Annotated in this window: 19 protein-coding genes; 12 read left to right on the top strand and 7 right to left on the bottom strand. The window is 63.0% G+C overall.

Going from position 1 to position 23,834, the window contains the following annotated elements:
* Window positions 1-141: 141 nt before the first annotated feature.
* Both N0P34_RS19060 and tsaE read left to right on the top strand, forming a co-directional pair.
* Window positions 142-2,532: a PAS-domain containing protein gene (locus N0P34_RS19060; RefSeq protein ID WP_275604778.1), complete on the top strand. Its 2,391-nt coding sequence runs from the start codon at window positions 142-144 to the stop codon at window positions 2,530-2,532.
* Window positions 2,532-2,951, top strand: coding sequence for a tRNA (adenosine(37)-N6)-threonylcarbamoyltransferase complex ATPase subunit type 1 TsaE (gene tsaE / locus N0P34_RS19055; protein ID WP_275604777.1), 420 nt, complete (start codon window positions 2,532-2,534; stop codon window positions 2,949-2,951). The genes N0P34_RS19060 and tsaE overlap by 1 nt, the downstream gene beginning before the upstream one ends.
* Here tsaE and N0P34_RS19050 read toward each other — a convergent pair.
* On the bottom strand, window positions 2,948-4,360 hold the full coding sequence (locus tag N0P34_RS19050; RefSeq protein ID WP_275604776.1) for a helix-turn-helix transcriptional regulator: 1,413 nt from the start codon (window positions 4,358-4,360) through the stop codon (window positions 2,948-2,950). The genes tsaE and N0P34_RS19050 overlap by 4 nt on opposite strands.
* A 124-nt stretch (window positions 4,361-4,484) precedes the next feature.
* Between N0P34_RS19050 and N0P34_RS19045 the strand changes: the two genes are divergently transcribed.
* The 7 genes from N0P34_RS19045 to N0P34_RS19015 all read left to right on the top strand — a co-directional run bounded on the left by N0P34_RS19045 (window position 4,485) and on the right by N0P34_RS19015 (window position 15,244).
* A complete protein-coding gene (locus N0P34_RS19045; RefSeq protein ID WP_275604775.1) occupies window positions 4,485-6,017 on the top strand; it encodes an acyl-CoA carboxylase subunit beta in 1,533 nt (510 codons plus the stop codon).
* Between the two features lie 152 nt (window positions 6,018-6,169).
* Window positions 6,170-6,589, top strand: coding sequence for an endonuclease domain-containing protein (locus N0P34_RS19040; protein WP_275604774.1), 420 nt, complete (start codon window positions 6,170-6,172; stop codon window positions 6,587-6,589).
* On the top strand, window positions 6,586-8,568 hold the full coding sequence (locus N0P34_RS19035) for an acetyl/propionyl/methylcrotonyl-CoA carboxylase subunit alpha (RefSeq protein WP_275604773.1): 1,983 nt from the start codon (window positions 6,586-6,588) through the stop codon (window positions 8,566-8,568). Before N0P34_RS19040 ends, N0P34_RS19035 begins: the two co-directional genes overlap by 4 nt.
* Before the next feature lie 177 nt (window positions 8,569-8,745).
* Window positions 8,746-10,860 carry a methylmalonyl-CoA mutase gene (gene scpA / locus N0P34_RS19030; protein WP_275604772.1) on the top strand — a complete coding sequence of 705 codons (2,115 nt, stop codon included), beginning with the start codon at window positions 8,746-8,748 and terminating at the stop codon, window positions 10,858-10,860.
* Complete coding sequence (gene mce / locus N0P34_RS19025; protein ID WP_275604771.1) at window positions 10,857-11,270, top strand: methylmalonyl-CoA epimerase; 414 nt, start codon at window positions 10,857-10,859, stop codon at window positions 11,268-11,270. The genes scpA and mce overlap by 4 nt, the downstream gene beginning before the upstream one ends.
* 149 nt (window positions 11,271-11,419) lie before the next feature.
* Window positions 11,420-14,077, top strand: coding sequence for an EAL domain-containing protein (locus N0P34_RS19020; protein ID WP_275604770.1), 2,658 nt, complete (start codon window positions 11,420-11,422; stop codon window positions 14,075-14,077).
* Window positions 14,078-14,209: 132 nt separating this feature from the next.
* A complete protein-coding gene (locus N0P34_RS19015; protein WP_275604769.1) occupies window positions 14,210-15,244 on the top strand; it encodes a Gfo/Idh/MocA family oxidoreductase in 1,035 nt (344 codons plus the stop codon).
* A gap of 64 nt (window positions 15,245-15,308) precedes the next feature.
* On the opposite strand, the gene N0P34_RS19010 is transcribed toward N0P34_RS19015, so the two are convergent.
* From N0P34_RS19010 to N0P34_RS18990, 5 genes are all read right to left on the bottom strand, one after another.
* The gene (locus N0P34_RS19010; protein WP_275604768.1) at window positions 15,309-16,136 is read right to left on the bottom strand and encodes a dipeptide ABC transporter ATP-binding protein; all 828 of its coding nucleotides are present in this window, start codon (window positions 16,134-16,136) and stop codon (window positions 15,309-15,311) included.
* Complete coding sequence (locus N0P34_RS19005) at window positions 16,136-16,981, bottom strand: ABC transporter ATP-binding protein (RefSeq protein ID WP_275604767.1); 846 nt, start codon at window positions 16,979-16,981, stop codon at window positions 16,136-16,138. The genes N0P34_RS19010 and N0P34_RS19005 overlap by 1 nt, the downstream gene beginning before the upstream one ends.
* Before the next feature lie 6 nt (window positions 16,982-16,987).
* Window positions 16,988-17,890: an ABC transporter permease subunit gene (locus tag N0P34_RS19000; protein WP_275604766.1), complete on the bottom strand. Its 903-nt coding sequence runs from the start codon at window positions 17,888-17,890 to the stop codon at window positions 16,988-16,990.
* A gap of 2 nt (window positions 17,891-17,892) precedes the next feature.
* Window positions 17,893-18,900: an ABC transporter permease subunit gene (locus N0P34_RS18995; RefSeq protein WP_275604765.1), complete on the bottom strand. Its 1,008-nt coding sequence runs from the start codon at window positions 18,898-18,900 to the stop codon at window positions 17,893-17,895.
* 187 nt (window positions 18,901-19,087) lie between these two features.
* Window positions 19,088-20,683 carry an ABC transporter substrate-binding protein gene (locus N0P34_RS18990; protein ID WP_275604764.1) on the bottom strand — a complete coding sequence of 532 codons (1,596 nt, stop codon included), beginning with the start codon at window positions 20,681-20,683 and terminating at the stop codon, window positions 19,088-19,090.
* A 226-nt stretch (window positions 20,684-20,909) separates the two neighbouring features.
* Here N0P34_RS18990 and N0P34_RS18985 point away from each other — a divergent pair, with 226 nt between their 5' ends.
* The 3 genes from N0P34_RS18985 to N0P34_RS18975 are packed head-to-tail and all read left to right on the top strand — an operon-like array spanning window position 20,910 to window position 22,737.
* Entirely contained in the window at window positions 20,910-21,302 is a 393-nt protein-coding gene (locus N0P34_RS18985) for a VOC family protein (protein WP_275604763.1), read from the top strand.
* On the top strand, window positions 21,275-21,802 hold the full coding sequence (locus N0P34_RS18980; protein WP_275604762.1) for a hypothetical protein: 528 nt from the start codon (window positions 21,275-21,277) through the stop codon (window positions 21,800-21,802). The genes N0P34_RS18985 and N0P34_RS18980 overlap by 28 nt, the downstream gene beginning before the upstream one ends.
* The gene (locus N0P34_RS18975) at window positions 21,799-22,737 is read left to right on the top strand and encodes an aldo/keto reductase (protein ID WP_275604761.1); all 939 of its coding nucleotides are present in this window, start codon (window positions 21,799-21,801) and stop codon (window positions 22,735-22,737) included. The genes N0P34_RS18980 and N0P34_RS18975 overlap by 4 nt, the downstream gene beginning before the upstream one ends.
* Window positions 22,738-22,795: 58 nt before the next feature.
* Here the strand turns inward: N0P34_RS18975 and N0P34_RS18970 are convergent, their stop codons facing one another.
* The gene (locus N0P34_RS18970; RefSeq protein WP_275604760.1) at window positions 22,796-23,824 is read right to left on the bottom strand and encodes a LacI family transcriptional regulator; all 1,029 of its coding nucleotides are present in this window, start codon (window positions 23,822-23,824) and stop codon (window positions 22,796-22,798) included.
* Window positions 23,825-23,834: the final 10 nt, after the last annotated feature.

Below are 23,834 nucleotides of genomic sequence, written 5' to 3'. Positions count from 1 at the left end.
ATGCCGCCTTCTTGAGTGCACGCGTACCGGCCCGTTTGGTCGGACTTGCAGCGCAATTATTAAGAGCGAGGGCTGTCTATGGCGCCGGATCGATTCCGGAAGCATCGGGGATTCGCCGTTTTGGCGTCCGTTCCCCTTACCTTGAGCACCGCCGCCCCAGCTTGGGCCCAAGGAATTTCCACGGCAAACCTGGGCGGCATTGCGCCGATAGCTGTTGCGGTCGGCGCGGGTTGCTTTGCCGTTCTGGCCATGACCGTGGTGCGCACCATGCTCAAGGAAGGCCGCACCGATCGTCGGCGCGCCAATGAGCAGATCGCCGGCCTTCGGGCCTTGGTGGACGACTATGAAAATCTCATAGCCGGTAACCGTGAGATTACCATTGTCTGGAGCCAGGAAGCTGGCGTGCCGCCGCGCCTGCTCGGCCAGACCAGCGCCATCCTGCCTGCGGGACGCCCGCCGGAAGCGGTGCTCGATTTCTACGCCTGGTTGAGCGGCGCCGACGCATCGCGCCTCGCCCGGCTGGTCGAGGATTTGCGCGTCCGCGGCGAGGCCTTCCATGCCAGCTTTCCCTATGGGGAGGGGCGGCTGGTCAAGGTCAATGGCTGGATCACCGGCGGTGGCGCTGCCCTCCGCCTTCGGCCAGGCCCCGTCGCAGGCGAACCGAAAACAGCCATCGGCGGCGATAGCGGGCTCGAGGGCCTGCGCGCCATTCTCCAGCTTCAGGCCAATCCCGGCTTTGTCCGCGACGCCAAGGGCCGCCTGATCTACGCCAATGGCGCCTATCACGCGCTCGCCGCGAGCCTGGGCAAATCCGGCAACGATGCCCAACCGGCCGAATTGCTCGACGCCGGCACGCTCCAGGCCCATCTCGAGCGGTGTCGGGATGGCAATGAACCTGTGTTGCTTGAGCTTGATTTCGGCAAGATGGGTCGCTTCGAGCTGACCGAATTTACCTTCGGAGGTCTTGGCGCGGGCTATCTGCGGCCGCTGGTCCAGCCGGTTGCGGCAGCGCCGGTGGCGCCAGGGCTCAGCCATATCGCCGGTATTATCGACGCGCTGGCCACCCCGATTGCCATCTTCAGCGCCGGACGCGAACTGGTCCAGTTCAACCAGGCCTATGCCAATCTGTGGAATTTTGCGCCCGGCTTCCTGACCCCGGGCCTCGACGAGCGGGCCGTGCTCGACAAGCTGCGCACCGAGGGCATGCTGCCCAATCAGGTGGATTACCACACCTGGCGCGCCAAGCATCTCGAGAGCTATTCGCGAAAAGCCCCGTTCGAGGCCGAACCCTGGCACTTGCCCGATGGCCGCACCATCAAGGTGATTTCGGCCCCGGCCGGCCCCGACGGTGGGGTCATCTATGTCTTCGAGGACCTGACCGAGCGTCTGGAGCTGGAATCGGCCAACAAGGCCATGACCAATGTGCAGCGCGAAACCATCAACGCGCTCTCCGAAGCCGTCGCCGTGTTCGGCACCAATGGCCGGCTGACGCTGTGCAATCCGCGGCTGTCCGCGCTGTGGAAGCTGCCGATGAACGAGTTGGGGAACAATCCCCATATCGACCAGATCGCCGATGTGTCGGGCCGCGCCATTCCGCAGGACGGCTCCAAGATCTGGCGCGACCTCAAGCGCGGCATTATCGACCTCAACCCCACCCGAACCGACCAGGCCGGGCGCATCGACCGCTCGGATGGGCGCCTGCTCGATTATGCCATCACCCGCCTGCCCGACGGCCAGACGATGATGACCTTCCTCGATGTCACGGAAAGCGCCTCCTATTCGAAGGTGCTCAAGGAGCGTAACGACGCCCTCGTGGCAGCCGACCGGCTCAAGGACGCCTTTGTCGAGAATGTCTCCTATGAATTGCGCTCGCCGCTGACCAACATCATCGGTTTTGCCGATCTTCTGGCTGCAGCCGAAGGCGATGGGCTGACCGAGCGCCAGCGCGCCTATATCGACTATATCCGCGCCTCCTCGGTGACGCTGGGCGTGTTGATCGACAATATTCTCGACCTCGCCTCCGTCGATGCGGGGATCGCCGAGCTCAACCCCGAGCCCCTCGATGTGGTCAGCCTGATCGAAAAGGCGCGCGCCGGCATTGCCGCGACTTTCCCCGCCGGATCGGGCGAGCCGCCCAATCTCGTCGTCGATCTGCCCACCGATATGCCGGTGCTGATCGCCGACGGCACGCGCCTCGTCCAGGTGCTTTATAACCTCCTGTCCAACGCCGCGCGCTTCTCCCCTTCGGGTGGCGAAATCCGTCTTTCGGTCAATCATCGCGGCGAGCGCGTTCTTTTCATCATTGAGGATGAAGGGCCCGGCCTCACGGACGAGATGAAATCGGCCATCCTCACGCGCCTCGACAGCCCCCATCCGGGCCGCCAGCGCGGGGCAGGGCTGGCGCTGTCCATCGTGCGCACCTTCGTCAATCTTCACGGCGGCACGATTTCGGCCGAGCAGCGCGAGCCGCGCGGCAGCCGCATCGTGGTCAATCTTCCGCGTGACTGCTCGCTGGCAGGCGTTGCCGAATAATGGAGCGCTTTCTCCCCGACGACGATGCAACCACCGCTTTTGGGGCGGAACTGGCGGCCATGCTGGTGCCGGGTGACATCGTCAGCCTCGAGGGCGAGTTGGGGGCTGGCAAGTCAGCCCTGGCGCGGGCCACGATAAGGGCGCTGGCCAACGATCCCGAGCTGGAAATCCCATCGCCCACTTTCGCGCTGGTCCAGCCCTATGAGACGCCCAGGGGCCTCGTGCTCCACGCCGACCTCTATCGCCTGGGCGACGCCGCCGAGGCCGACGAGCTCGGTCTGCTGGACAATGATGCCGGCATTGTTCTGGTCGAATGGGCCGAGCGCGCCGAGCAAATGGTAGCGGCCGCCACCATCACCATCACGCTGGCCATCCCGCCGGGCGGGGCAGGGCGCACTCTGACCCTCACTCGGCGCTAGCCGATCTCATAGGGCACGATGGAGCGTCGGTCCGGCGGCACGGAAATGCCTGCGGCAATTGGCGGGACCGCACGCTGGTGGCAATTGCGGCGCTCGCAGATGCGGCACGAGATGCCGATCGGGTCGAACACGGCTTTGCCCAATTCCATATCGTCGGCATAGACGAGCCGGTTGGCGTGGCTGACTTCGCACCCCAGCGCATAGGCATAGCGCCGCGTCGTGCCGCGATAACCGCCCATGCGTTTTTCGCCTGACCAGGCGAGGCAGAGATAACGATTGCCGTCCGGCGTCTCGGCCAGCTGGCGGATGATTTCGCCGCGCGCCTCGAAGGCCCGATGCACATTCCAGAGCGGGCAGGCACCGCCGAAGCGGGCAAATTGCAGCGCCGTGGCCGAATGGCGCTTGGTGATGGTCCCGGCGGCGTCGACCCGGGCAAAAAAGAACGGCACCCCCCGCTCTCGCGGCCGCTGCATGGTCGAGAGCCGATGGGCTACCTGCTCGAGACTGGCGCCGAACAGGTGCGACAGCTCCTCTATGTCATAGCGGTGCGCTTCGGACGCCCTGAGGAAGGCGCCATAGGGCATATGCAGCGCGCCGGCATAATAATTGGCCAGCCCCATGCGGGCGATGGCGCGCGCTTCGCTGGCCTTGAAATTGGCCCCGTCGAGCAATTCGCCGATCAGCGTCACCTGTTCGAGCCCGGCCAGATGGGTGGCCAAGCGGAAAAACTGGCTGGCCGGATCGAGGCGGCTATTGATCCAGATTTCGCGGCCCGCCCGGTCGAAGCGGCTCATCGCGTCCGCAGCGAGAGGCGGAGTGAAGCTGACGCGCACCTCATGGGTTTCGCCCAGATAGTCCACCAGCCGCGCCATGCGGCCCGGGCCGAATTCACCGAGCTCGCCCGCCAGGGTCTCGGCCGCCCGATCGAGCGGGTCTATATAATTGTCGGCGTAGTGGAAAAAGTCGCGCACTTCCTCATAGGCGGTGGTGATGCCGCTCTGCGGATCGCGCGAGAGGGCGGCATCCATGCCCGCAAGGCGCTCATTGGTCTTGCGGTAAGCCTCGTAGAGCTGCAGCACGGCCTTGGCCATGTCGGGGGCATTGGTGGCGACCGATTTCAATTCCTGCAGATTGGGCATGGCTTCGCCGAAGACAGGATCGGCCAGCGCCTCGCGCAGATCCATCACCAGCCGGTCCGACCCATCGGTCGCAAGGCTCGAGAGATCGACGCTGAAATGCTCGGCCAGCGCCAGCATGACTGCGGCGGTGAGCGGGCGTTGGTTGGACTCCAGCTGATTGATATAGGAGGCGGAGATGTCGAGCCGCGCTGCAAGCTCGGCCTGGGTCAGTCGGTTCTGGGCCCTCAGCGCCCGGATTTTGGCTCCCGCAAAGACCTTTCTGGTCGCCACAACACAACTCCACAAAATTACAGCCCTGCCTTTGTGTGATTGTAGCACCTACACCCTTTCCTGTCTTCTGGTATGCAAGCACACCGAATAGGCTCCGCCCGCATCAGCACTGCCGGAGGTTCGCATGCAGGAGATCATTGCCGCACTGGAAACCAGACGTGGAGAGGCGCGGCTCGGCGGAGGCCAGCGGCGCGTCGACACCCAGCATGGCAAGGGCAAGCTGACCGCGCGCGAACGCCTCGACGTGCTGCTCGATCCCGGCTCGTTCGAAGAATACGACATGTTCGTCACCCATCGGGCGACCGATTTCGGCATGGACGAAACAATCATCCCCGGCGATGGCGTGGTCACCGGCTGGGGAACGATCGACGGCCGCATGGTCTATGTCTTCTCCCAGGATTTTACTGTCTTCGGCGGCTCGCTTTCCGAGACCCATGCGCGAAAAATCTGCAAGATCATGGATCTGGCCATGCAGAATGGCGCGCCGGTGATCGGGCTCAACGATTCCGGCGGGGCCCGTATCCAGGAAGGCGTGGCGGCGCTGGGCGGCTATGCCGACGTGTTCTGGCGCAATGTGCAGGCCTCGGGTGCCGTGCCGCAGATTTCCGTCATCATGGGCCCCTGTGCCGGTGGTGCTGTCTATTCCCCGGCCATGACCGACTTCATCTACATGGTCGAGGACACGAGCTATATGTTCGTCACCGGCCCGGATGTGGTGAAAACCGTCACCAATGAGATCGTCACCCAGGAAGAGCTGGGCGGCGCCTCCACCCACACCAAGATCTCCTCGGTGGCCGACGCGGCTTTCGCCAATGACATCGAGACCCTGCTCGAAGTCCGCCGGCTCTTCTCCTACCTGCCGCTGGCCGCAGGCCAGAAGCCGCCGCGCCTGCCCAGCCACGATCCCATTGATCGCCGCAATGACAAGCTCGACACCATCATCCCCGACAGTGCGACAAAGCCCTATGACATGCGCGAGGTCATCGAGACCGTCGCCGACGAGGGCGATTTTTTGGAACTTCAGAAGAACCACGCCGGCAACATTCTGATCGGCTTCATTCGGCTGGATGGGCAGACCGTGGGCGTCGTCGCCAACCAGCCTTTGGTTCTGGCCGGGTGCCTCGACATCAATGCCAGTAAGAAAGCCGCGCGCTTCATCCGCTTCTGCGACAGTTTTGAAATTCCGATCCTGACCTTTGTCGACGTGCCCGGGTTCCTCCCCGGTGTCGCGCAGGAATATGGCGGCATCATCAAGCACGGTGCCAAGCTCCTCTTCGCCTATTCGGAAGCCACCGTGCCGCTCGTCACCGTCATCACCCGCAAGGCCTATGGCGGCGCCTATGACGTGATGGCCTCAAAGCACATCAAGGCCGACGTCAACTACGCTTGGCCCTCGGCCGAAATCGCTGTGATGGGCGCCAAGGGCGCGACCGAAATCCTTTATCGCTCTGAACTCGGCGACAAGGACAAGATTGCCCAGCGCACCGCCGATTACGAAGCGCGCTTCGCCAATCCGTTCGTCGCGGCCGAACGCGGCTTCATCGACGATGTCATCATGCCCCACGGCACTCGCCGTCGCGTCATCCGCGCCTTCTCGACGCTCAAGCACAAATCTGTGCAGGGCCCGAAGAAGAAGCACGATAACATCCCGCTGTGAGGGAGGGCAGGATGGAAATGGTGGCTCTCAGCCCCCCACCCCATCTCTCCCCGCGAGGGGGAGGGAGCCGGGTCGGGGATGTGGCACTATGGTTTGGCAATCACAGGACGAACTCCCTCCCCCTCGCGGGGAGGGCCGGGGTGGGGGGATGGATGGCCAAGAACCTTGCAAGAAAACTCCGGCGCAACGCGACATATGCCGAGATGGATTTCTGGCGCCTGACCTATTCACTGCGGCAGGACGGCTGGCCCTTTCGCCGCCAGCACCAGATCGGCAGCTACTATGTCGATTTCGCCTGCCTCAAGGCCGCACTCGTCGTCGAGATCGACGGCGACACGCATTTCACCGGGCTCGCTGAGTTCAATGACGCCGTCCGGGACGACTACCTGCGCGGACGCGGATTTACTGTTCTGCGGTTCACCAATGCCGAGGTGACGGGCAACCCGGAGGGGGTATTTGGCGCTGTCAGCGCCTATCTCGCCGCACTGCCTTCCAGCCCCCCACCCCAGCCCTCCCCGCAAGGGGGAGGGAGCCAGATCGAGTCCGCCCAGCGCGAAGAGGACAAGCCATGACCATCACCAAACTCCTCATCGCCAATCGTGGCGAGATCGCCTGTCGGGTCATCAAGACGGCCAAGAAGATGGGTATTGCGACGGTGGCGGTCTATTCCGACGCCGACCGTGAGGCCCTGCATGTGCGCATGGCCGACGAGGCCGTCCATATCGGCGCGTCACCGGCAAAGGAGAGCTATCTTCAGATCGACAAGATCATCGCCGCCTGTAAAGAGACCGGCGCCCAGGCGGTCCATCCCGGCTATGGGTTCCTGTCGGAAAATGCCGCCTTCTCCGCAGCGCTTGAGGCCGAAGGTATCATCTTCGTCGGCCCGGGCCCCAAGGCGATTGAAGCCATGGGCGACAAGATCACCTCGAAAAGGCTGGCCGCCGAAGCTGGTGTGTCGACCGTGCCGGGCCATATGGGCTTGATCGATGACGCCGAACGTGCGGTGACCATCTCCAAATCCATCGGCTACCCGGTGATGATCAAGGCCTCCGCAGGCGGTGGCGGCAAGGGCATGCGCATCGCCTGGAACGACGCCGAGGCCCGCGAAGGCTTTGAGCGCTCCAAATCCGAGGCGGCCTCGTCCTTCGGCGATGACCGCATCTTCATCGAAAAATTCGTCACCGAGCCGCGCCATATCGAAATCCAGCTGATCGCGGACGCGCATGGCAATGTGCTCTATCTCAATGAGCGCGAATGCTCGATCCAGCGCCGCAACCAGAAGGTCATCGAAGAAGCCCCATCCCCCTTCCTCGATGAGGCCACCCGCAAGGCCATGGGCGAACAATCCGTGGCGCTCGCCAAGGCCGTGGGCTATCGCAGCGCCGGCACGGTGGAGTTCATCGTCGACAAAGACAAGAAATTCTACTTCCTCGAGATGAACACCCGCCTCCAGGTGGAGCATCCGGTGACCGAGATGATCACCGGGCTCGATCTCGTGGAGTTGATGCTGCGCGTCGCCAATGGCGAAAAGCTGCCGCTGACGCAGGACCAGGTGCAGCGCAATGGCTGGGCCATCGAAAGCCGGCTCTATGCCGAAGACCCCTATCGCAATTTCCTGCCCTCGACCGGCCGCCTGACGCGCTATCGCCCGCCCGCGGAAAGCGTCTCGGATGATCTCGTCGTGCGCAACGACACCGGCGTTTTCGAAGGCGGGGAAATCTCGACCTCCTACGACCCGATGATCGCAAAACTCTGCACCTGGGCCCCGACACGCGAGGCGGCAGTCGATGCCATGGCGGTGGCGCTCGACAGTTTTGAGGTCGAAGGCGTGGGCAATAATCTGCCCTTCCTCTCGACCGTGATGGAGCAGGATCGGTTCCGCGAAGGGCGCTTGACCACGGGCTATATCGCCGAAGAATTCCCCGAGGGGTTTTCGGGCGCAGAGATCAGCCAGGAGCATCATTTTGATGTCGTTGCCGCAGCCGCCGTGCTGATGGCGCGCCGCGACCAGCGCCGCAGCGGGGCGGAAACCGAAAGTCGCTGGCATGTGCAAATTGGCGACAAGGCCGAGAATGTGGTTCTGCACCAGAAGGGTCTCGATATCGTCGTCGACGCCGGATGGCGGTCCGAAGCGGTGCGCGTCACCTGGCAGCCGGGCGATACGCTGGCGCGTCTCGACTGGTCCGGCGGCCGCCATGCCGTGCTGAAGGTCAATCCGACGACGTCTGGCTTCCGCATCCGCTATCGCGGGGCTGATCTCAAGGTGCTGGTGCTGCGGCCCCATATCGCGAGACATCTGACCCATATGCCGGTCAAGGTGCCGCCTGACATGAGCAAATATCTGCTCTGCCCAATGCCGGGGCAAGTGGTGCGCATCGACGTTAGGGAAGGCGATGTGGTCGAGGATGGCCAGACCCTGGCCATCGTGGAAGCCATGAAGATGGAAAACGTGCTCAAGGCCGAAAAGCGCGCCCGCGTGAAGACGGTCCACGTCGTCCCCGGCGCCGTTCTGGCGGTGGATCAGGTGATGCTCGAATTCGAGGCGGTGTGATGCTGGTTTTTAGCATCATCACCGGACAGGCTCCCTCCCCCTCGCGGGGAGGGTTGGGGTGGGGGGTGAGAGCCCGGCAGACATCTGGGCGCGCCTTTCCCCCTCCTAGCCTCCCCCGCAAGGGGGGAGGAGCACTATCGTGCCCTGTACTCAGTCCGCGCCAAAGGGAGTCCCGCCATGTCAGCTGACCAGGAAAAATGGGAAAAACTCGCCCAAAAGGAACTCCGCGATACCCCGCTTTCCGCGCTGGACCGGGACTATGGCGGCATAGCGGTGAAGCCCGTCTATCTCGGCGACGATGGCGAAGTGCCGGGCGTCGAGCCGTTCACGCGTGGCGTGCGCGCCACCATGTATGCCAACCGCCCCTGGACCATCCGCCAATATGCGGGCTTTTCGACCGCCCGGGAATCCAATGCCTTCTATCGGCAGGCGCTGCAAAAGGGCCAGAAGGGGCTTTCGGTCGCCTTCGATCTGGCCACCCATCGCGGCTATGACAGCGACCATCCGCGCGTTGTCGGCGATGTCGGCAAGGCGGGCGTCGCCATCGACAGCGTCGAAGACATGAAAATCCTCTTTGACGGCATTCCGCTCGATCAGATGAGCGTCTCCATGACCATGAACGGCGCGGTCATCCCGGTGCTCGCCATGTTCATCGTTGCCGCCGAGGAACAGGGCGTCAAGCAGGCCCAGCTTGAGGGGACCATCCAGAACGACATCCTCAAGGAGTTCATGGTCCGCAACACCTATATCTACCCGCCTGAGCCCTCCATGCGCATTGTCGGCGACATCATCGCCCACACTGCCGAGCACATGCCGAAATACAATTCGATCTCGATCTCGGGCTATCACATGCACGAGGCCGGGGCGACGGCGGTGCAGGAGCTGGCGTTTACCCTGGCCGATGGCATGGACTATGTCCGAGCAGCCCAGGCCAAGGGGCTCGATATCGACGCCTTTGCCGGGCGGCTGAGCTTCTTTTTCGGCATCGGCATGAACTTCTTCCTTGAGGTTGCAAAGCTCCGTGCCGCGCGAAAACTCTGGAGCCAGATCATGACCGATCTCGGCGCCAGGGATCCGCGTTCCAAAATGCTGCGCACCCATTGCCAGACCTCGGGCGTGTCGCTCACCGAGCAGGACCCGCACAACAATATCGTGCGCACGACGATCGAGGCGTTGGCGGCGACGCTTGGCGGCACCCAATCGCTGCACACTAATAGCTTCGACGAAGCCATCGCGCTGCCGACCGAATTTTCGAGCCGCATTGCCCGCAACACCCAGCTCATCCTCCAGCATGAAAGCCGCATCACCGATGTGGTCGATCCGCTGGGCGGCTCCTATTATGTCGAGGCCCTGACCGACCAGCTCGTCACCGGGGCAAAAGAGCTGATCGCCGAGGCCGAGGCGGTGGGCGGCATGACGGCCTACGTGCAGTCGGGCGGCCCGAAAATGGCCATCGAGCAGGCCGCTGCCCTGCGCCAGGCCCGCGTCGACCGGGGCGAAGATGTCATCGTCGGCGTCAACCGCTACCGGGTCGATACCGAAGAGAGCATCGAGGTCCGCGAGATCGACAATGCCAAGGTGCGCCTCGAGCAGATCGCCCAGCTCGAGCGCATCCGCAGAACGCGCGACGAGGCGAAATGCCAGTCCATGCTCTCGGCCCTGCGCGAATATGCGGCCAAGGACGAGGGCAATCTCCTCACCGCCGCCATAGAAGCCGCCCGCGCCCGCGCCACGCTTGGGGAGATTTCCTCGGCGCTCGAAGACGTGTTCGACCGTCATCGCGCCATTACCCGCGTCATCTCGGGCGTCTATGCCGGTGGCTATGGCGACGACCCCCAGCTGAAATCGGTCACCGACCGGATCGGCGCCTTCAAGACCTCGCGCGGCCGCGCGCCCTCCATCTTCATCGCCAAGATGGGGCAGGACGGCCACGACCGCGGCGCCAAGATCATCGCCTCGGCCTTCGCCGATTTGGGCTTCACCGTCCACATGGGCGATCTCTTCGAGACCGCGCCGGAAGTTGCGGCCCATGCCGATGAACTCAAGGTCGATGCCGTTGGCGTCTCCTCGTTGGCTGCGGGCCACAAGACCCTGGTGCCCGAACTCATCGAAGCGCTCAAGGCGCGCGAATTGGGTGATATCACGGTCATCGTTGGCGGGGTCATCCCCGAGCCCGACTATGGTTTCCTCTATGATTCCGGGGTCGCAGCCATTTTCGGCCCGGGCACCAATGTGCTCGACGCGGCCTTTTCCGTGCTCAATGAAATCGAGGGAAGGCTGTCCAACAGATGATCGGGCGTCTCAATCACATCGCCATCGCCGTGCCGGATCTTGCCATCGCCACTGCCCGCTATCGTGACATGCTGGGTGCCTCGGTCGGCGAACCCCAGGCGCTCCCCGAGCATGGAGTAACGGTGGTTTTCATCGACACGGGCAATTCCAAGGTCGAACTGCTCGAGCCGCTCGGCGAAGCATCACCTGTGGCGAGCTTTCTCGACAAGAACCCGACCGGGGGCATGCACCACATCTGCTACGAAGTCCCCGACATCGTGGTCGCCATTGCCAAACTGAGCGAAAGCGGCGCGCGCATTCTGGGCGACGGGAAACCCAGGATCGGCGCCCACGGCAATCCCGTGATTTTCCTCCATCCCAAGGATTTTGATGGCACACTGGTCGAGCTTGAGGAGGTGGCCCCGGCCTAGGCCGGGCCGGTCCCGCCTTCTGGAGGGCCCGCTCTGTTAGCAGCGAGTTTACCAAGACTACGATTGCACGGTTTTCGGTAAGGGTTTGGTCAAGCCCGATGCGCATTCTCTCCCTTGCAAGCTAGGGGGCGGCTCTACGCATCGACGCTATGAATAGGCTGGATACAGAGACGCAGCGTATCGATTGGCGTCGCACCACGTGGCTGCCCGTGCTGCTTGCGCTCCTGATGGTCGCCGTGGCGGGCATTTTCATCGACCGCCAGAGCCAAAGCATCGCCGAGCAGCGCATGCGTTCCGAGGTGCTGGGCCAGCTCTCCATCATCCGCGCCAAGCTGGAAGGCAATATTTCCAGCGACATCCAGCTCGTGCGCGGCCTTGTCTCGACCATTTCCATCCAGCCGACGATGAGCCCGGCCTATTTTCAGGATCTGGCTGCGCGCCTTTTCGAGGAAGACAGCCAGCTGCGCTCCATTTCCGTGGCGCCGGATCTAGTCATAGCGATGACCTATCCGGCCGAGAATTCGCGCAATATCGGCTTCGATTATCGCACCAATCCGGTGCAGTGGAACGCCGTCAAGGAAGTGGTCGATACCGGACGCCTCGTCCTGGCGGGTCCTGTCGACCTGGTTCAGGGCGGGACGGGTTTTGTCGCCCGCTTTCCGGTCTATGTCGGGGAAGGGGCCGACCGCCGGTTCTGGGGGATAGTGGCAGCCGTCATCGATATTGACCGGCTCTATCGGGACAGCGGCCTTTATGATCCCGACCTGCCCATCGAGGTCGCCATCGCCGGCCTCGATGGCAAAGGGCACAATGGCGCGCTGTTCTACGGCCGCGATCTCGACGCGGAAGAGCCTGTCGAGGCCTATGTGGCCCTGCCCACCGGGAGCTGGAAGCTCACGGCCATTCCGCGCCAGGGCTGGGCCCAGGACAGTCTCAATGCCTGGCTGCTGCGTGGGCTGATCGTGCTTGCGGGTGGGCTTGTCATTCTACCCATCTTCACCACGCACCGCATGGTCGAACTGCGCCATCGCCACATCGCCCAGCTGCGGACGCGCGAGCGCGAACTGGCCGCTCTCACCGACCGGCTCGATCTGGCCCTGCAAACCTCCCAGGTCGGCATCTGGGAGCTGGATCTGGAAAGCGGTGCCGAATATTGGGACGCGCGCACCAACGAACTCTATGGTCTGCCACGCGACGCCGCTCCGCGCACCTACGAGCAGTGGAAGTCCATTGTCCACCCCGACGACATCGAGCGCAGTGAAGTCGAATTCAAGAGCATGATCGCCACGGGTCGATATGAGGCAGTCTATCGCATCCGGCTCGAGGACGGCACGGTCCGCCATGTGCGCTCCATGGCCATGCTCAACAAGGTGCCTGGCGAGCCAGACCGCGTGCTGGGTGTCAATTGGGACATAACGCGGGACGTGGCGCTCAACGAGGATCTGCGCCGTGCCGAACAGATGACCGCGGCGCGCAATGCCGAGCTCGAGGCGGCCAAGATCCGTATCGAGCACAATGCGCTCCATGACAGTCTGACCGGCCTGCCCAACCGCCGCTATCTCGACGAGAAGCTCCAGGAGCAGGCGCGGCACGGCTATCACGGTTCTGGCGGAATTGCCCTGCTCCATATCGATCTCGACCGCTTCAAGCAGATCAACGACACGCTGGGCCACGCCGCCGGCGACGCCATGTTGATCCATGCCAGCCGCGTTCTGCGTGAAAACTGCCGGCCGACCGATTTTGTCGCCCGCATTGGCGGTGACGAATTCGTGCTCGTGTCGGAGGCCGGCGAAGAGGATTCCTGCCTGGCGCCGCTGGCCGAGAGCATCGTCCAGGCCATGCGCAAGCCGGCGCACCACGAGGGCCACGAATGCCGGATCGGGGTCAGTGTTGGCCTTGCCACCGCCCGGGGCACCGATATCGACGTCAAGCAATTACTGATCAATGCCGATATTGCGCTCTATCGGGCCAAGGCCCGTGGCCGTAATCGCTATGAGTTCTTTTCGGCGGCGCTGCAGGCTGAAGTGATCGGCACCAAGCGCAGGGCCGACGAAATCCTCAAAGGTCTCGACACCAACGCCTTCATCGCCCACTACCAGCCCCAGTTTGACGCCCGCACCCATGATGTGGTGGGCGTGGAGGCACTGGCGCGCTGGAACCACCCGACCCAGGGGCTCAAGACCCCCGACAGCTTCATGAGCATCGCAGAGGAACTCAGCGTCGTCTCGAGCATCGACCGCATCGTGCTCGAACAGGCGCTGCGCGACCTCGAGCGCTGGCAGGCCATGGGTCTCGTCGTGCCGCGCGCTTCGGTCAATGTCTCCCAGCGCCGCCTCCACGACGAAGACCTGGTACAGAGCCTGCGCGAACTGCATATCGAGCCGGGCCGCATTGCCTTTGAATTGGTGGAATCGATCTATCTCGACGAGAGCGACGGCATCGTCGGCTGGAACATCGATCGCATCAAGGAATTGGGTATCGACATCGAGATCGACGATTTCGGCACCGGCTACGCCTCGATCGTCTCGCTGCAAAAGCTCCATCCCCGGCGCCTCAAGATCGACCGGCAGCTCGTCGACCCGATCCTGACGGAGCCGGCGCAGCGGCGGCTTCTGGCCTCCATCGTCGATATCGGCAAATCCATGGATATCGAAATCGTGGCCGAGGGTGTCGAAACCATGGAGCACGCCGCCATCCTGCGCGATCTCGGCTGCGACATCCTCCAGGGATATGCCTTTGCCCGGCCGATGGACCGATATGCCCTGGAAGATTTCCTCCGGCGGGAAAGCTGGCGGAAAGCGTCCTAGCACTCCGTCTTCGTCGCAACCTCGCCTATTCCATTGCCCCCCCAAGACTTTGTCGGGATGACAAGCGCCGGGTCTCGACGCATCATGGCCCGACCGACATGAAAACGCGGATCAACGCGGAGGAGGGACATAATGGCGGACGGGAACAAGCGCCTGGGCTTGGGCGTGGTCGGGGCAGGCATGGCGGCCAAGCCTCATGCCCTCGCGCTCAATGCGCTACGGGGCGAAATCGAGGTGCGTGGTGTCTGGCGGCGCAACGAGGCCGCGTTGAAGAGCTTTTGCCACGAGCATGGCTTTCCCCCGGCTGCCAGCCTTGAGGCCCTCCTCGCAGATCCAGGGATCGAGGCCGTTCTGATCCTCACCCCGCCCAATGCGCGCGAGGAGATCGTTGCAGCGGCAGCCGCGGCCGGCAAGCATGTGTTGATGGAAAAGCCCGTTGAGCGCACGACATCGGTGGCCCGCGCCATCGTCGAGCGGTGCGACGCTGCGGGTGTGACGCTTGGCATCATCTTCCAGCATCGATTCCGCGCGGCCTCGCAGGCGCTGGCGGCGAAAGTGGCGAGCGGCGCGCTTGGAAAACTCTTCGCGGTTCATCTCGTCGTGCCCTGGTGGCGCCCCCAGCAGGGCTATTACGACAAGCCGGGCCGGGGCACGCTTGCCCATGATGGCGGTGGCGTTCTCGTTACCCAGGCCATCCATTCGCTCGACCTCATGCTGAGCCTGACCGGACCGGTGCGCGCTGTCACCGCACTTGCGGCGACGACCGGATTTCACCAGATGGAGACCGAGGATTTCGTCGCCGGCGGGCTCGAATTTGCCAATGGCGCGGTGGGTGCGCTGATGGCGACGACCGCCAATTACCCAGGCGCCGCGGAAAGCCTTACCCTCAATTTCGAAAAGGCCAGCGCCACCCTGACTGGGGGCAATCTGACACTGCACTTGATGGATGGGCGCACCGAGACAATCGGGGAAGCCAGCAATTCGGGCGGCGGCGCCGATCCCATGGCGTTTCCCTTCGACTGGCATATGGCCCAGATCGCCGAGTTCGCCGATGCGGTGAGGGCAGGGCGCCAACCCGTCTCGACGGGGCACTCGGCGCTGCAGGTGCATGAGTTGGTCGATGCGCTGATCGCGTCGGCCAAAGAGGGCCAGCGGGTGGCGCTCTAGGAGAGAACAGGCGGTCATCCCCGGGCTTGCGCCGGGGTGACCGCCTCGATTTATGCCGCCGTGGTCAGGCGGCAGCCTTCTTGCGGGCGATGCGGGCGCGGATGCTTTCGACATCGGCATTGGGCGTCGCGGCAAAGAGCGTGCGCGTATAGTCGTGCTGAGGATTGGCAAAGAGCGCCTCGCGGCTGCCATGCTCCACCACGTCGCCGAAATACATCACCATCACCTCGTCGGCGATATAGCGCACGACGGACAGATCGTGGCTGATGAACACATAGGTCAGCCCGAACTCGTCCTGCAGATCCTTGAGCAGATTGAGGATCTGCGCCTGCACCGAAAGATCGAGCGCCGAGACCGGCTCGTCGAGCACGAGGAAACTCGGATTGAGCATCAGGGCCCGGGCGATGGCGATGCGCTGGCGCTGCCCGCCGGAGAACATATGCGGATAGCGGTTATGGTGCTCTTCGCGAAGGCCCACTTTGAGGAGCATGGCCATGGCCTTGTCCCGCCTGTCGGCCGCCGACATGTCGGTGTTGAGCAGGAGCGGCTCGGCCAGCACATCGCCCACCTTCTGGCGCGGATTGAGCGAGCCATAGGGGTTCTGGAAGACGATCTGCACCTTCTGGCGCAGTTCCTTGGTCACATGGGCGGCGCTGGCCGGAATGCCGTCGATCAGGATTTCGCCCGAAGTCGGGGGATCGATCAGCGTGATCATGCGCGCCAGGGTGGACTTGCCGCAGCCACTTTCGCCGACCACGGCCAGCGTCCGACCCTTTTCTAGCGAGAAATTGACGCCCTTGACGGCATGGACCACCTTGGCCGGGCGGAACAGGCCACCCGAGGAGACATAGTCGCGCTTGAGGTCGCGGACTTCGAGAACGGGTGTGGTCATCAGCGCGCTCCCGGCACGGGTTCAAACAGGATGTCGGAAACAGTAGGCAGACGGTCGCCCACCGCGTTTTCCGGCAGGGCCGAGAGCAGCGCCCGCGTATAGTTCGATTGCGGGTTTTCGAAGAGGGAGAGCACGTCCGCTTCCTCCATCTTGCGCCCCTTATATTGCACGATGACGCGGTCCGCCGTTTCGGCGACGACGCCCATATCGTGGGTGATCATGATCAACCCCATGCCGGTCTCGGCCTGCAGCCGCACGAGAAGGTCGAGGATCTGCTTCTGGATGGTGACGTCGAGTGCCGTCGTCGGCTCGTCGGCGATCAGCAGCTTGGGGTTGCAGGAGATCGCCATGGCGATCATGACGCGCTGGCATTGGCCACCCGACATCTGGTGGGGAAATGCGCGCAGCTTGTCGGCCGCATCGCGAATGCCCACCAGTTCGAGCAGCTCGATTGCCCGCTGCCGCGCAGCACGCCCGGATAGGCCGAGATGCTTTTCCAGCACTTCGCCTATCTGGAAGCCGACGGTGAAGCAGGGATTGAGGCTGGCGATGGGTTCCTGGAAGATCATGGCAATATCCTTGCCGATGATCTTGCGCTTTTCGGCGGCCGACATGGAGAGAAGGTCGAGACCCTCGAACTTCATGACGTCGGCGGTCACCGTGGCGGTGGAAGGCAGAAGACCCATGGTGGCGAGCATGGCCACTGATTTGCCGGACCCCGATTCCCCGACAATGGCGAGGACCTCGCGGGCGTCGACGGCAATGTCGATGCCGTCGACAGCCTTGAACAGGCCCACCGAGGTGTCGAAGGCGACGGTGAGATTTTTGATCTCGAGCAGGGACATTTTTGGTCAGCTCCGCTTGAGTTTGGGATCGAGCGCATCACGCAGCCCGTCGCCGATGAGGTTGATCGCCAGCACGGTGACGAGGATGCAGAGGCCCGGGAAGGTCACGACCCAGGGCGCCTTGAGGATGAATTCTCGCGCCGTGGCGAGCATGGTGCCCCATTCGGGCGTCGGCGGTTGTGCGCCCATGCCGAGAAAGCCGAGCGCCGCCGCGTCGAGAATGGCGTTGGAAAAGCTGAGCGTCGCCTGGACGATCAGCGGCCCGAGGCAATTGGGCAGGATGGTGACCAGCATCAACCGCAGATGACCGGCGCCGGAGAGTTTGGCCGCTGTCACATATTCACGGTTCTTTTCCGCCATCACCGCCGCGCGGACGAGGCGCGCAAAGTGCGGTTGCAGCACGATGGCGATGGCGATCATGGCATTGAACAGGCCCGGCCCGAGAATGGCCACCAGCACCAGCGCCAGCAGCAGGGACGGGAAGGCGAGGATGATGTCCATCACGCGCATGATGACGACGTCGACCCAGCCGCGGAAATAACCGGCCAGGACACCCAGGATAACGCCGACGAAGAGGGCGCCGATGACGACGAAGAAGCCGATGAACAGCGAATAGCGCGCGCCATGGATGAGGCGCGAGAGCACGTCACGGCCGACCGGGTCGGTGCCCAGAATGAAGCGCGGATTCCCATTGACGTCCCACATCGGGGGCTTGAGCAGGGCATCGCGATATTGCATGTCCGGCGAATGCGGCGCGATCCAAGGCGCCAGTATCGCCATGACGATCAGGATCGCAAAGACCGTGAGGCCGATGACTGCGCCGCGATTGACCGAGAAATAGTACCAGAATTCGCGGAAGCCGGAGATCGGCTTGGTGCCCGTTGCCACGGGTTCGGTAGTTTGAGCCATGACTATTGCACCCGGATGCGTGGATTGATGAGAGCGTAGAGCAGGTCGACGATCAGGTTCACCGCCATGACGATGAGGGCGATGATGAGCAGGCCCGACTGCACCACGACATAATCGCGCTTGAAGATGGAATCGATCATCCACTTGCCGATGCCCGGCCAGGTGAAGATGGTTTCCGTCAGGATCGCGCCACCCATGAGCAGGCCCACCTGCAACCCGATGGTGGTGACCACCGGGATCAGCGCATTGCGCAGCGCGTGGACATTGACCACCCGGCCGGGCGCCATGCCCTTGGCGCGGGCGGTGCGCACATAATCCTCGCCGAGCACTTCGAGCATGGCCGAGCGGGTCTGCCGGGCGATGACGGCGAGCGGGATGGTGCCGAGGACGATCGCGGGAAGGATGAGATGCCGCAGCGCCGAGACGAAAGCCGCCCAGTTTCCATAGAGGAGGCTGTCGACCAGCATGAAGCCGGTGATCGGCCTGAGGAAGAAGCTCAGCGCGATGCGTCCGGAGACCGGCGTCCAGCCGAGATAGCCGGAAAAGAAGATGATCAGCAGAAGGCCCCACCAGAAGATGGGCATGGAATAGCCGGTGAGCGCCACGCCCATGGTCAGCTGGTCAAACCAGGAGCCCCGCTTGACGGCGGCAAAGATGCCGGCGGGAATGCCGATGGCGACGGCGAACAGCAGCGCGCAGAGCGCCAGTTCGACCGTTGCCGGGAACAGCGCCATGAATTCGGTCAGCACCGGGCGCTTGGTGGCGAGCGAAATGCCGAAATCGCCGCGCAGCACGCTGCCCAGATAATTGAAATATTGCTGCCATATCGGCAAATTATAGCCGAACTGCTCGCGCAGGATTTCGTAGCGTTCCGGGGTCACGCCGTGCTGGCCGGCCATGGCCAGGATGGGGTCGCCGGGGAGAACGCGGACAAAGGCGAAGGCGCAGATGGAGATGCCGATAATGGTCGGCACGAGCAGCGCCAGCTTTCGCAGGATGTAATTCAGCATGTTGGGGGTCTTTCACCCAAGGGCAGCTGAGGCCGCCTGATGGCGGAGCCAGCTGATCCCGTTTCCTGTATCGGCCGGTCCTTGTGGGCATCATACGCCCATGTCCCGGCTCATTCTATAAAACAACGGAGCCCCGCTCCGGCTTGCCGGATCGAGGCCCCTTTGCCTGAGATAAGGCTCTAAAACCTTATTCCTGGATATCCACGTCCTTGAAGGAGTGGGTGCCCAGGGGGCTCATCTGGTAGTTCAGGACCGTCTTCTTCATCGGCATGAACACGCGGGAATGAGCGAGCGTGATCGCAGGTTCTTCAGCCTTGAAGATTTCCTGGGCCTTGGTGTAGAGCGCGGTGCGTTCTTCCGGGTCGGACGTGGTCTTGGCGGCCTGGATGGCAGCCTCGAACTCGTCATTGCACCAGCTCGAATAGTTCGAGACGCCGATGGCAGCGCACGAGAACAGGGTGGCGAAGAAATTGTCCGGATCGCCATTGTCGCCGGTCCAGCCGATCATGAACGGGCCCTTGCGATCGGCCTGCTTGCCGCGCTCGCGATATTCGGTCCATTCATAGGTGACGATATTGGCGGTGACGCCAACCTTGGCCCAGTCAGACTGGATCAGTTCGGCAACGCGCTGGCCATTGGGATTGTAGGGGCGGGACACCGGGATGGCCCAGAGGTCGGTGGTCAGTTCGGTGACGCCCGCTGCTGCAAGCATCTCCTTGGCCTTTTCCGGATTGTATTCGTCGGCCGGAATGGCGTCGTCATACGACCACATGGTGGGCGGGATCAGGTTCTTGGCGTCCTGGCCGGCACCCTGGTAGACCGCCTCGATGATGGCGGACTTGTCGATCGCCATGGTCAGGGCCTTGCGCACTTCGGCAGTGTCGAACGGCGCTTCGGTGGTGTTGTAGGAGATGTAGCCGATATTGAGGCCTTCCTGCTCCATCACGGTCAAATCGGTGTCGGCCTTGAGCACGTCGATATCTGCAGGGGCCGGATAGGCCATGATATCGCATTCGCCGGCCATCAGGCGCTGGGCGCGGACCGAGGCATCGGTGGTGATGGCGAAGATCAGATCGTCGATCTTCTGCTTTTCACCCCAGTAATCGCCAAAGGCCTGGTAGCGGATGACGCTGTCGAGCTGGTAGTCGACCAGCTGGAACGGACCGGTGCCGACCGGCTGGGTCGAGAAGGAAGCGAGGTCTCCCGAAGCTTCCACCTGGTCTGCATATTCCTTGGAGACGATCGAGGCGAACTGCATCGCCAGGTTCGCGAGCATCGGCGAATTGGCTTCGGTCAGCGTCAGCTTGACGGTCAGGTCATCGACCTTTTCCAGCGAGGAGATGTATTTGGGCATGTCCATGCCCTGGAAATAGTCCCAGGTCATGCCTTCGAGATAGGCATACCACTTGTTGTCTTCCTTCCACTGGCGCTCGAACGAGAAGATCACGTCGTCTGCGTTGAGGTCGCGCGTGGGGGTGAAGTAGGGCTGGGTGTGCCACTTGACGCCGGGGCGCAGGTGGAAAGTATATTCCAGGCCGTCCTCGGAAATGTCCCAGCTCTCGGCCAGGCCAGGCACGACATCGGTGCCGCCCGGAGCGAATTCGACGAGGCGCTCGAAAATGGTGTGCGCGGAGGCGTCGAAATCATTACCACCGGTCAGCGGGCCGGGGTCGAAGTGTGCCGGCGAAGCTTCCGAGCAATAAACCAGCTGCTTGGCCTGCGCGGCGCCGGCGGCAAGGGCCACCATGGCGGTCGCGGCCATCAGGGTTCTCATCAATTTCATGACTGCTGTCTCCCGAAGTAATTTTTGCTCTCCAGCTGCATTTCTGGAGGCTTGGCGCACACAAAAGCGCAGTTTTTGGGCAAGCGCAATGGGGAGATTGACCAATTGGTCAATCTCGTGGGGAGGTTGATTTCTTTTGCTTGGAAATCAATAATTTAGCGCCCGGCCTGTCGGTCACAATCGCTTCGCACTTGACCGGAATGGCGATGAAATGCTGGTGTTGGGCATGGTTCAGAAAATTGCGACTATTTCTCTTCTCGTCGAAAATTATCAGGACGCGATAACATTTTACTGTGACAAGCTCGGCTTTGACCTGGTGGAGGATACCGATCTAGGCGCCGGCAGGCGCTGGGTTGTTGTTGCCCCGAGGAGTGGTGGCGGGGCGCGTATCCTGCTGGCCCGGGCAGAGGGCGAGGCCCAGCGCCAGGCGCTTGGCAACCAGGCCGGTGGCCGCGTCATGCTGTTTCTTGAAACCGATGATTTCGCCGGCGATCACGCCAAGATGGTCGAACGTGGCGTCGCCTTCCTCGAGCCGCCCCGCCACGAAGCCTATGGCAGCGTCGCCGTTTTCGCCGATCTTTATGGAAACAAATGGGACCTTATCGAGCCGCGGCGGTGAGCCTGTTGTTCTGCGCACCGGTCGTCGCCCAGGGGCCCGGCTGGAGCTTTTCACCCCTCATGGGAGAGGGAGATCGCGCCGCCATGGGCTGCGACCGAGACAGCACCAGGGACGATTTCATCTGTATCGTCGTCCGCTGCGAGGACGATTTTTCCCCTGGCATCCACCTCTTTTCGAGCCGCAAGCCGGATGCTCTGGGCACCTGGGCGCTGACACTGGATCGGGAGGATCGGTCCGTAGACGTCGTCGCCGATGCAGCGCCCTATTCGGGGCGTGTCGCGACCGATACCGAATGGCTGCTCGATCGGCTCCAGCAGGGCAGCTACATCTATCTGCGCCACAGCGCCGACGAAACCGCCGCCTTTCGCTTCATCACCCTTGCCGGCTCCTTCGCCGCCATTCATGAAGCGCTCTATTGGTGCGCTCCGCGCGTCACCCCGACCGAACAAAACGCCGAGACAGGCGTTGAATCAAACAACGAACTTGGAGAGAAGCCATGAACCGTCGCCCCCTTGGACGCAGCGAAATCGTCATCGAACCCCTGGTTCTGGGCGGCAATGTCTTCGGCTGGACCGCAGACGAGAAGCAAAGCTTCGAGATCCTCGACGCTTTCCTCGAAGAGGGTTTTAGCGCCGTCGATACGGCCGAAGGCTATCCCAACTGGGTCGAGGGCAACCCGCCCGGCATGAGCGAAACCATCATCGGCAATTGGATGAAGGCGCGGGGCAATCGCGACAAGGTGCATCTGATCACCAAGGTCAATTCCGCCAAGCATCCCGGCGGCCTCAGCCATGATGGCATCAAGCAGAGCGTCGAGGCCTCGCTCAAGCGCTTGCAGACCGACTATATCGACATCTATTTCAGCCACTGGCCCGATCCCACGACCGAGATCGAGGAAACGCTCAGCGCCTATGACATGCTGGTCCGCGCCGGCAAGGTGCGCACCATTGGCGCCTCGAACTACAATCGTGCCCAGATGGAAGAGGCGCTAGAAACCTCCATCGTCAAGTCGCTGCCGCGCTACGATGTGGTCCAGCCGCTCTACAATCTCTACGAGCGCCAGGATTTTGAAGAGCTGCGCCGCTTCCTCCTCGAAAACGACGTCGGCGCCATTGTCTATTACAGCCTTGCCGCCGGTTTCCTCACCGGCAAATACCGCTCGGCCGAGGATAAGGAAGGACGTATCCGCGGTCTCAAGATGGACCGGTTCCTCAACGACAAGGGGTTCCGCATTCTGGCGGCCATGGACGAGGTGGCAGCAGAGACGGGCGCCACGCTGGCCGAGATTGCGCTGGCCTGGCTGGTCGCCCAGCCCGGCGTCAGCGCTCCCATCGCTTCGGCCACTTCGGTCGAACAGGTCCGGAGCCTGGCCAAGGGTGTACGTCTGACGCTCTCGGACGATGCCGTCGCCCGCCTGAACGCCGCCGGCGCATAATCGGTCCTGCAGGGATAGTGAACGCCTCCGGATCTCCGGGGGCGTTTTTGTGTCCGGCCTAGCTGCGCCAGTGCAGCACGGGTTCGGCCAGGGTCTGCAAACCCGCAACGGGCGCCCCTTCTATCCGCTGCAGCAACAAGCGCGTGAGCTCGACACCTGCCGCGAAAACATCTTCCTGGATGCTGTCGAGCCGGGGGAACAGGGTGGGGAGTATGCCCGAGGTCTGCTTGTAGATCAGCTCGATCCCGTCTCCAGGCGTCAACCCGCCTTCCAACAGCCCCCCGATCAAGGCGATGGCGCGCATTTCGCTGTCGCACACAATGCCGTCGGGACGGTTCTGGCGCCCCGCCAAATCCAGCCCCAGCGCGCGCATCATGGTCGGGTTGCTGCGCGGTACGCCATTGTCCAGCACCTCGGCCGCAAGGCCCGCCTTGCGCGCGGCCTGCTCGAAGGCGCCGGTGAGATTGCGGTAATTGGTGGTGCGGTCGTCGCCGATGACCAGCATGATCCGCCGGCAGCCTTTGGCGGCCAGCCGCTCGACGGCGCGTCCGGCAAACGCCTCGGCGTGAAAATCGTGAAAGGCGTGCTGCGCGGTAAAGGCGGTGCGGCCGTGGCTGACGAACGGAAACCCCGCCTCCATCAATGCCTCCACGCGGGGATCATCGGGCGCGGTATGGGTGATGATGACCCCATCGGCAGCGCGGTTTTCGAGAATATAGCGGATCGTGTCGGCCGATTGGGTCCGTGAAAACTCCGGCGTTACGTTGAGATGATAGCGGGTGCCGGCGATGGCCTGGCCGATGCCCTGGATCATCTGCCGCGCAAAATCGATGGAGTCTTCGGCTCCGTCGAGCACCAGGGTCACCACATTGGTCTTGCCGGTGCGAAGCCGCACCCCGGCGCGATCGGGCACATATCCGAGGGCCTGCGCCGCCGCATTGACCTTGTCGCGCGTCTCCTGCTTGAGCGTCGTGCCGCCGCGCAGCGACAGCGAGACGGTCGAGAGGCTGAGGCCGGTCATCTCGGCGATGGTCTTGAGCGTGACCCGGTCCCCGCGCTGCGGGCGAAGCGGCTCGTCTGCAGTCATGGCAACCTCC

Origin of the sequence: Devosia sp. FJ2-5-3 (assembly GCF_029201545.1) — a bacterium.
Lineage (GTDB): Bacteria > Pseudomonadota > Alphaproteobacteria > Rhizobiales > Devosiaceae > Devosia.
This window is presented reverse-complemented; position numbering and strand designations above follow the sequence as displayed.